This window comes from Neokomagataea anthophila, assembly GCF_018122595.1.
GTDB classification, from domain to species: domain Bacteria; phylum Pseudomonadota; class Alphaproteobacteria; order Acetobacterales; family Acetobacteraceae; genus Gluconobacter; species Gluconobacter anthophilus.
The window spans coordinates 1-266 of sequence record NZ_JAGRQH010000054.1 but is presented as its reverse complement, the minus strand read 5'-3'; the positions used below and the strand labels follow the sequence as shown (position 1 = coordinate 266).

General features: G+C 52.6%; 1 protein-coding gene. It reads left to right on the top strand.

Annotated elements, in window-relative coordinates; all coding sequences use genetic code 11:
• Nucleotides 1-10 precede the first annotated feature (10 nt).
• Nucleotides 11-266: aminotransferase class I/II-fold pyridoxal phosphate-dependent enzyme (locus KB213_RS12060; protein WP_346266718.1), on the top strand; the 256-nt coding region annotated here is incomplete at its 3' end.

Sequence of the window (266 nt, the reverse complement as noted above, 5' to 3'; positions counted from 1 at the left end):
GAAGGTTAATCTGAGCATCGGTCTGTATTACGACGAGCAAGGTATTATTCCCCAACTTAGCTCCGTGGAAGTGGCTGAAAATCAGATGAACGCGTTGCCGCAAACTGCCTCGGTTTATCTGCCGATGGATGGCCTGCCCGCCTACCGCAGCGCTATTCAGACGTTGTTATTCGGTGCGGAACATCCGGCTCTGCAACAAAACCGTATTGCGACCATTCAGACTGTCGGCGGTTCGGGTGCACTGAAAGTCGGTGCTGATTTCCTCA